This is a genomic window from Streptomyces olivochromogenes (assembly GCF_021538895.1).
Classification (GTDB): domain Bacteria; phylum Actinomycetota; class Actinomycetes; order Streptomycetales; family Streptomycetaceae; genus Streptomyces; species Streptomyces olivochromogenes_A.
The window spans coordinates 42,875-51,203 of the sequence record NZ_JADDRL010000072.1; the positions used below are offsets into that span (position 1 = coordinate 42,875).

Annotated in this window: 9 protein-coding genes; 3 read left to right on the forward strand and 6 right to left on the reverse strand. The window is 70.6% G+C overall.

Going from position 1 to position 8,329, the window contains the following annotated elements:
- Positions 1-19 precede the first annotated feature (19 nt).
- Complete coding sequence (locus IPZ69_RS30550; protein WP_235457881.1) at positions 20-694, reverse strand: Crp/Fnr family transcriptional regulator; 675 nt, start codon at positions 692-694, stop codon at positions 20-22.
- 310 nt (positions 695-1,004) lie between these two features.
- On the opposite strand from IPZ69_RS30550, the gene nth reads away from it, so the two are divergent.
- The 3 genes from nth (at position 1,005) to IPZ69_RS30565 (ending at position 3,937) form a co-directional block, all read left to right on the forward strand.
- Complete coding sequence (nth, locus tag IPZ69_RS30555) at positions 1,005-1,871, forward strand: endonuclease III (RefSeq protein WP_374294356.1); 867 nt, start codon at positions 1,005-1,007, stop codon at positions 1,869-1,871.
- Positions 1,872-2,028: 157 nt separating this feature from the next.
- Entirely contained in the window at positions 2,029-2,724 is a 696-nt protein-coding gene (locus tag IPZ69_RS30560; RefSeq protein ID WP_235457883.1) for an NUDIX hydrolase, read from the forward strand.
- Between the two features lie 13 nt (positions 2,725-2,737).
- On the forward strand, positions 2,738-3,937 hold the full coding sequence (locus IPZ69_RS30565) for a MarP family serine protease (protein ID WP_235457884.1): 1,200 nt from the start codon (positions 2,738-2,740) through the stop codon (positions 3,935-3,937).
- 38 nt (positions 3,938-3,975) lie between these two features.
- On the opposite strand, the gene IPZ69_RS30570 is transcribed toward IPZ69_RS30565, so the two are convergent.
- The 5 genes from IPZ69_RS30570 to IPZ69_RS30590 all read right to left on the reverse strand — a co-directional run.
- Positions 3,976-4,155: a hypothetical protein gene (locus IPZ69_RS30570; protein ID WP_235457885.1), complete on the reverse strand. Its 180-nt coding sequence runs from the start codon at positions 4,153-4,155 to the stop codon at positions 3,976-3,978.
- 127 nt (positions 4,156-4,282) lie between these two features.
- Positions 4,283-5,206, reverse strand: a complete 924-nt coding sequence (locus tag IPZ69_RS30575) for an alpha/beta fold hydrolase (protein WP_235457886.1) — start codon at positions 5,204-5,206, stop codon at positions 4,283-4,285.
- The gene (locus IPZ69_RS30580) at positions 5,203-5,697 is read right to left on the reverse strand and encodes a phage holin family protein (protein WP_235457887.1); all 495 of its coding nucleotides are present in this window, start codon (positions 5,695-5,697) and stop codon (positions 5,203-5,205) included. Before IPZ69_RS30580 ends, IPZ69_RS30575 begins: the two co-directional genes overlap by 4 nt.
- A gap of 91 nt (positions 5,698-5,788) precedes the next feature.
- Positions 5,789-7,225 carry a Na+/H+ antiporter NhaA gene (nhaA, locus tag IPZ69_RS30585; protein WP_235457888.1) on the reverse strand — a complete coding sequence of 479 codons (1,437 nt, stop codon included), beginning with the start codon at positions 7,223-7,225 and terminating at the stop codon, positions 5,789-5,791.
- A gap of 236 nt (positions 7,226-7,461) precedes the next feature.
- On the reverse strand, positions 7,462-8,329 hold an 868-nt coding region (locus tag IPZ69_RS30590; RefSeq protein ID WP_235457889.1), incomplete at its 5' end, for an AMP-binding enzyme.

The following is an 8,329-nucleotide window of genomic DNA, read 5'->3' on the forward strand; positions in this document are numbered from 1 at the left end:
TTTCCGTGTGCGTGGGCGATCAGCGCGACCGCTTGGCCAGGCGCTCGACGTCCAGCAGGATCACGGCCCGCGCCTCCAGGCGGAGCCAGCCGCGTCCGGCGAAGTCGGCGAGGGCCTTGTTCACGGTCTCGCGGGACGCGCCGACCAGCTGGGCCAGCTCCTCCTGCGTGAGGTCGTGGACGACGTGGATGCCCTCCTCGGACTGCACGCCGAAGCGGCGGGACAGGTCCAGCAGGGCGCGCGCGACACGACCGGGAACGTCGGAGAAGACCAGGTCGGACATGGCGTCGTTGGTCTTGCGCAGTCGGCGGGCGACGGCGCGCAGCAGGGCGCCGGCCACCTCGGGACGCGCGTTCAGCCAGGGCTGCAGGTCGCCGTGGCCGAGACCGAGCAGCTTGACCTCGGTCAGCGCGGTCGCGGTCGCGGTGCGCGGGCCCGGGTCGAAGAGCGACAGCTCGCCGATGAGCTCACCGGGGCCCACGACGGCGAGCATGTTCTCGCGGCCGTCGGGGGAGGTGCGGTGCAGCTTGACCTTGCCCTCGGTGACGACATAGAGCCGGTCACCGGGGTCGCCCTCGTGGAACAGCGAGTCGCCGCGTGCGAGGGTCACCTCACTCATGGAGGCGCGAAGCTCCGCGGCCTGCTCGTCGTCGAGAGCCGCGAAGAGCGGGTTGCGCCGCAGAACGTCGTCCACGAGTTCTCTCCTTGTCGACCTGCTCAGGGGATCTTGCTCCCCGTGGTGCCAGGGGACCGTGTTCCCCATTTTGCCGGACGGTCCAAACAGTGTGATCTGTCACAAGGATGCCGCACAGGTGTCCCGAGGTAAGCGGCAGGGGTCCAATTGGGGGCTGATCTTCTGGGTCCGGGGCGGATGTCGGTGCCGGGCTTTAGGCTGGCCGGGTGTCCAAATCGCCGGTAGAGCACAGGCCAAGGGGGCTGCGCGGGTGGTTGTACGTCGCGATTCCGCTGTGGGCGAACAGGACCCCGGCAGTGGTAAGAAAACGGTGAAAACGGAGAAAAAGGTTCCGGCGAAGAAGGCGGCGCCCGCGAAGAAGACGGCCGCCGCGTCGGCCGCGGTGGCCAAGAAGCCGCCGTCGGGCGAGTCGCGCACCGCCCTCGTCCGCCGTGCCCGCCGCATCAACCGCGAACTCGCCGAGGTGTACCCGTACGCCCATCCCGAGCTCGACTTCGAGAACCCCTTCCAGCTCCTCGTCGCCACGGTCCTGTCGGCCCAGACCACCGACCTCAGGGTCAACCAGACCACCCCGGCACTCTTCGCCAAGTACCCCACCCCCGAGGACCTGTCCGCCGCCAACCCGGAGGAGGTCGAGGAGATCCTGCGGCCGTGCGGCTTCTTCCGGGCCAAGACCAGGTCGGTGATAGGGCTGTCCCAGGGCCTCGTGGAGCGGTTCGGCGGTGAGGTTCCCGGCCGGCTGGAGGACCTCGTCAAGCTGCCCGGCGTCGGCCGCAAGACCGCCTTCGTCGTCCTCGGCAACGCCTTCGGGCGGCCCGGCATCACCGTGGACACGCACTTCCAGCGGCTGGTGCGGCGCTGGCAGTGGACCGAGGAGACGGACCCCGACAAGATCGAGGCCGCCGTCGGAGCGCTCTTCCCGAAGAGTGACTGGACGGACCTCTCGCACCACGTGATCTGGCACGGCCGCCGCATCTGCCACGCCCGCAAGCCCGCCTGCGGCGCCTGCCCCATCGCCCCGCTCTGCCCGGCGTACGGCGAGGGCGAGACCGACCCGGAGAAGGCCAAGAAGCTCCTGAAGTACGAGAAGGGCGGCTTCCCGGGCCAGCGCCTCAAGCCCCCGCAGGCCTACCTCGACGCGGGCGGCACAGCGGCACCGCCGCTGGGGGCCGCGTGACGCGCCGACCCGGCGGGGTGTCATCGGCGGGCCGGGGCGCGCTGTGTACGAACGGAGGCGCGGCGCGGTCCGTGCCGGTGGGTCGGTCAAGACAGGTTGACCCGCTGGAACGAACTCGGAGGCGTCCGGCGTTGGAGACGGCAGAACGGGGGTGGGCATGACGCACACGAGCAATACCCAGGACGGCCCGGTGACACTCAGCAAGGAGGGCCTGCCGGGCTGGCTGGACCCGGTGGTGCACGCGGTGGAGACGGTCGAACCGCTCCAGCTCAGCCGCTTCCTCCCGCCGAAGAACGGCGCGGGGCGGCAGTCCGCCGTGCTGATCCTGTTCGGCGAGGGCGAGCACGGCCCCGAGCTGCTGCTCATGGAGCGTGCAGGTTCGCTGCGCTCGCACGCCGGCCAGCCCTCCTTCCCCGGCGGTGCCCTCGACCCCGAGGACGGCGACCCCAAGGCCGACGGGCCGTTGCGGGCCGCTCTGCGCGAGGCCGAGGAGGAGACCGGGCTCGATCCGTCCGGCGTCCAGCTCTTCGGCGTGCTGCCCAAGCTCTACATCCCGGTCAGCGGCTTCGTCGTCACGCCGGTGCTGGGCTGGTGGCGCGAGCCGAGCCCGGTCGGCGTCGTCGACCCGAACGAGACCGCACGCGTCTTCACGGTCCCCGTGGCGGATCTCACGGACCCCGTGAACCGCGCCATCGCCGTCCACCCGAGCGGCCACAAAGGTCCGGCATTCCTGGTCGAATCGGCTCTGGTCTGGGGTTTTACGGCCGGGATCATCGACCGTCTGATGCATTACGCGGGCTGGGAGCGTCCCTGGGACCGCGAGAAGCAGGTCCCGCTCGACTGGCGCGCATGACAGGGTGTCACTCGTGAATGTGCTGGACATCCTGCTGCTGGTCGCCGCCGTGTGGTTCGCGGTCGTGGGCTATCGCCAGGGGTTCGTCGTCGGCATCCTGTCGGTGATCGGGTTCCTGGGGGGCGGCCTCGTAGCCGTCTATGTACTGCCCGTCATCTGGGACGCCCTGACCGACAACGCCGAGGTCAGCACCACCGCCGCGGTCGTCGCGGTGGTCGTGGTCATCGTCTGCGCCTCCATCGGCCAGGCCCTGACCACCCACCTGGGCAACAAACTGCGCCGGTACATCACCTGGTCCCCGGCCCGCGCCCTGGACGCGACGGGCGGCGCCCTGGTCAACGTCGTGGCGATGTTGCTGGTCGCCTGGTTGATCGGCTCGGCCCTGGCGGGGACGACGCTGCCGACGCTCGGCAAGGAGGTCCGCAACTCCAAGGTGCTGCTCGGCGTCTCCCGGGCCCTGCCCGCGCAGGCCGACACCTGGTTCGCCGACTTCTCCTCGGTCCTCGCGCAGAACGGCTTCCCGCAGGTCTTCAGCCCCTTCGCCAACGAGCCGATCACCGACGTCCGGCCGCCCGACCCGGCGCTGGCCGGCAGCGCCGTCGCCACCCGCTCCCAGCGCTCCATCGTCAAGGTCACGGGCACCGCGCACAGCTGCGGCAAGGTCCTGGAGGGCAGCGGCTTCGTCTTCGCCGACCGCCGCGTCATGACCAACGCGCACGTCGTCGGCGGCGTCGACGAACCCACCGTCCAGATAGGCGGCGAAGGCCGCAAGTACGACGCGAAGGTCGTCCTCTACGACTGGCGGCGCGACATCGCCGTACTCGACGTACCGGACCTGAAGGCGCGTGCCCTGCAGTTCTCGGCCCAGGACGCGGCGAGCGGCGACGGCGCGATCGTCGCGGGCTTCCCGGAGAACGGGTCGTACGACGTCCGTGCCGCGCGCGTGCGCGGCCGCATCACGGCCAACGGCCCGGACATCTACCACCGCGGCACGGTTCGCCGCGACGTCTACTCCCTGTACGCGACCGTCCGCCAGGGCAACTCCGGCGGCCCGCTGCTCACGCCCGACGGCAAGGTGTACGGCGTGGTCTTCGCGAAGTCCCTCGACGACGCCGACACCGGTTACGCGCTCACGGCCGACGAGATCCGGCAGGACATCGCCCAGGGCCGCACGGCGAACCAACAGGTCGGCACCGACAGCTGCGCCCTGTAGCGCCCTGTGGGGCGGCCGGGGAGCAGGCGGGCCGGGAGCTAGCCGCGAGGGTGGCGCAGACGGACCGAGACCCAGCGGGCCCGGCGGCGCAGGATGCGCGGGATCCCCACCCGGAGGTCCGTCCCCGGCAACTGCGGGGTGCCGCGCTCATGGGCGCTCAGGCCATTGGCCGAGCGACGGTTGCGGGGTGCGTCACTGTAGTCGTGCGTCCAGCCCATACCCCGACGTCTGCCCCTGCCCCATGGTCGATAACCGCCTCGGAGCCCTTCAATTGGCCTATGCGCCAGGCATGTGGCTGTTCGTAGGGCAAATGTTCAGAACCGGATACCGGGCGCATCGGCTTGGTCACCGGTCGGGTTCGGGATCTTTCAGCCAGTTGATCAGTTCGGTGGAGAAAGCGACCGGATCCTCTTCGTGCGGGAAGTGCCCGAGGCCGTCGAACAGCCGCCAGCGGTACGGCGCTTCGACGTACTCGCCCGAGCCGGCCGCGCTGCGCGTGCGCATCACCGGGTCCAGGGAGCCGTGCAGATGCAGCGTCGGCACGCGCACCGGCCGCTTCATGCGCCGGTTGAACTGGATGCCGTCCGGGCGGGCCAGGGACCGCACCATCCAGCGGTACGGCTCGATCGAACAGTGCGCGGTCGACGGGATGCACATGGCCCGCTGGTACGTCTCCACCGCCTTGTCGTCCGGCAGCCGGGGCCCGGACCAGTCGCGGATCAGCCTGCCGACCAGGGCGCCGTCGTCGGCGGTGAGCTGCCGCTCCGGGATCCACGGCCGCTGGAAGCCCCAGATGTAGGAGCCGGCCGCCGTCTGCCGGGCGTCGCGCATCATGGCGGCGCGCCAGCGCCTCGGATGCGGCATGGAGACGACCGCGAGCCGTCGTACGAGCTTGGGGCGCATCGCGGCGGCCGTCCACGCCAGATAGCCGCCCAGGTCGTGGCCGACCAGCGCGGCGTCCGGCTCGCCGAGCGAGCGGATCACACCGGTGACGTCGAGGGCGAGGTTGGCCGGGTCGTACCCGCGCGGCGTGCGGTCGCTGCCGCCCACGCCCCGCACGTCCATCGCCACGGCGCGGAAGCCCGCCTCGGCGAGCGAGACCAGCTGGTGCCGCCAGGTCCACCAGAACTGCGGGAAGCCGTGCAGCAGCAGGACGAGCGGGCCGTCGCCCAGCTCCGCGATGTGGAAGCGGGCGCCGTTGGCGGCGACGTCGCGATGGGTCCAGGGACCGTCGATGCGTACGGCCGAAGGGGCGGAGGGGTCCGTCATGAGGACGAGCGTGCCACAGCTTCGATGGCCTCGGGCGCACGCTCCTCCAGCGCCGGGCGCTCGGGGCGGGGGTGCGGCTTGGCGTTCTGCAGGACGCCCGCCGTCTCCTTCATCGACGCGGCGACCTTCTGCGGGCCCTGACTCTTCTTGGCCTTCTTCGCGAAGACCACGCCGATCAGCGCGAGGAGGCCGGCCACCAGGACGTTCGCCGCGAAGGACAGCAGGAAGCAGACCGCGAGGTTCCAGCCGCTCCAGGTCCGGATGCCGTACGCCAGCGCGAAGTTGAGCATCGGCAGGGAGAACAGCAGGACCATGGCGGCCACCGAGAACGCGCCGCCGCTCGTCGCGCCGCGCTTGACGTCCTGCTTGAGCTGGGCCTTGGCCAGCGCGATCTCGTCGTGCACCAGCGCCGACAAATCGGTCGTCGCCGACGCGAACAGCTGGCCGATGCTGCGTTCGGCGCCGACCGGGCTGCCGTCGGGTGCGCTCATCGCGGTCTCCCTCTCCTGCGCACGCGGTGCGCGCGCTTCCGTCTTCTGCCTGACTGGGTACGGTCCCGCTCTTTTGTACCGTCTCGTCAGATCATGCCGGACGGTCGTTCTTCTCGCCTGCCCCGCCCGGTACTTCGGCAAGCCCGTGGCGCGCGCCGACCTTCTCCCGGGCGATGCGGCGGTGCTCGGCGGCCTTCCGCTCGAAGATCTCCGCCATACGCAGGTGGTACGCCGGGTCGTCCTCCTCGTAGACGTCCGGGATGCCGTCGCGGTCCTCGTCCCGCTCCTCCTCCGCGCACAGCCTGCGGTACCGGGCGTTGCGTATCTTCAGCAGGACGGTCGCGGCGACGGCCGCGATCAGCGATCCGCTCAGTACGGCCGCCTTGACCTCGTCGGTGAGCACCGTGTCGCCCGCGAAGGCGAGCTCGCCGATGAGCAGCGAGACGGTGAAACCGATACCGGCGAGGGAGGCGACCGCGAAGACGTCGGCCCAGGCCAGCTCGTCGCTGAGGGAGGCCCGGGTGAAGCGGGCGGTCAGCCAGGTGCCGCCGAAGATGCCGACCGTCTTGCCGACGACCAGTCCGAGGACGACCCCCAGCGTCTCCGGTTCGGTGAACACGTCCAGCAGCGCCCCGCCGGTGATGCTCACCCCCGCGCTGAACAGCGCGAACAGGGGGACGGCGAGGCCCGCGGACAGGGGGCGCACGAGGTGCTCGATGTGCTCGCCCGGCGAGTGCTGCTCGTCCTCGTGGGGGGTGCAGCGCAGCATCAGGCCCATCGCCACACCGGCGATGGTCGCGTGGACTCCGCTGTTGTACATCAGCCCCCAGATGACGAGGGCGAGCGGGACGTACACGTACCAGCCGCGCACGCCCTTGCGCAGCAGCAGCCAGAAGACGACCAGGCCGACCACAGCCCCGCCGAGCGCGGCGAAGTCGATGCGCTCGGTGAAGAAGATCGCGATGATCAGGATCGCGAACAGGTCGTCCACGACGGCGAGGGTCAGCAGGAAGGCGCGCAGGGCGCTGGGCAGCGAGGTGCCGATGACGGCGAGCACGGCGAGCGCGAAGGCGATGTCGGTGGCGGTGGGCACCGCCCAGCCCTCCAAGGAGCCGCCACCGGTGAGGTTGGTGAGGGCGTAGACGAGGGCGGGTACGGCCATTCCGCACAGCGCGGCGACGACCGGCAGGACGGCCGCCTTCGGGTCCCGCAGGTCACCGGCGACCAGCTCGCGCTTGAGCTCGATGCCGGCGACGAAAAAGAAGATCGCCAGCAGTCCGTCGGCGGCCCAGTGGGCGACGGAGAGGTCCAGGCCGAGTGCCCCGGGGCCGAAGTGGAAGTCGGCGACGGTCTCGTAGCTGTGGTGCAGAGCGGGGATGTTCGCCCAGATCAGGGCGGTGACGGCGGCGACCAGCAGCAGCACGCCACCGACGGTCTCGGTGCGCAGCGCGTCCGCGACGAAGGTCCGCTCGGGCAGCGACAGACGTCCGAAGACCTTGCGGGGAGCGGTGTTGCGGGGCGCGGCCACGGGGGAGACCTCCGGTTGGTGGGCAGGGCTGAGCACATGCCGACCAGACTTCCCGGCGCATCTTTGGATCTTGTCGCTGCGTTGATACTTTGCTTAGTTTACCTAAGGTAGCCGATCGGCGCATCCGGGTGATTCCCACGGTAGGCGTGAAAGGGGCGCCCCGCTTGTGTGCGGGGCGCCCCTGAGCTGGTGCGCGTTCCCTGGGTGCCTCGGCTTCCCAGGTGCCTCGGTTTGCCTCAGTCCTCGCTGGGTGCCGCGGGGAGCTTGGCCTGGATGAGGTCCATGACGGCGGAGTCGGTGAGCGTGGTCACGTCGCCGAGCTGGCGGTTCTCCGCGACGTCGCGCAGCAGGCGGCGCATGATCTTGCCGGAGCGGGTCTTGGGCAGCTCCGCGACCGGCAGGATCCGCTTCGGCTTGGCGATCGGGCCGAGGGTGGCACCGACGTGGTTGCGCAGGTCGTTGACCAGGCCCTCGTCCTCGGAGGCGGTGCCGCGCAAGATCACGAAGGCGACGATGGCCTGTCCGGTGGTCTCGTCGGCGGCGCCGACGACGGCGGCTTCGGCGACGGAGGGGTGGGAGACGAGGGCGGACTCGACCTCGGTGGTGGAGATGTTGTGGCCGGAGACGAGCATGACGTCGTCGACGCGGCCCAGGAGCCAGATGTCGCCGTCGTCGTCCTTCTTGGCGCCGTCACCGGCGAAGTACTTGCCCTCGAAACGGGACCAGTAGGTGTCGAGGTAACGCTGGTCGTCGCCCCAGATGGTGCGCAGCATGGAGGGCCAGGGCTCGGTCAGGACCAGGTAACCGCCGCCGCCGTTGGCAACCTCGTTCGCCTCGTCGTCGACGACGGTCGCGGAGATGCCGGGCAGCGGGGTCTGCGCGGAGCCGGGCTTGGTCTCGGTCACGCCCGGCAGCGGCGAGATCATCATGGCGCCGGTCTCGGTCTGCCACCAGGTGTCCACGATCGGCGTCCTGTCGGCGCCGATGTGCTTGCGGTACCAGATCCAGGCCTCGGGGTTGATCGGCTCGCCCACCGACCCGAGCACGCGCAGGCTGCTGAGGTCGAACTTGGCGGGGATGTCGTCGCCCCACTTCATGAACGTG

Bases quoted from the DNA above. Each gene is read 5' to 3' on its own strand.
- IPZ69_RS30575 (WP_235457886.1), bottom strand. From the start codon at position 5,206: ATGACGGACCCCTCCGCCCCTTCGGCCGTACGCATCGACGGTCCCTGG.
- IPZ69_RS30580 (WP_235457887.1), bottom strand. From the start codon at position 5,697: ATGAGCGCACCCGACGGCAGCCCGGTCGGCGCCGAACGCAGCATCGGC.
- IPZ69_RS30560 (WP_235457883.1), top strand. From the start codon at position 2,029: ATGACGCACACGAGCAATACCCAGGACGGCCCGGTGACACTCAGCAAG.
- IPZ69_RS30570 (WP_235457885.1), bottom strand. From the start codon at position 4,155: ATGGGCTGGACGCACGACTACAGTGACGCACCCCGCAACCGTCGCTCG.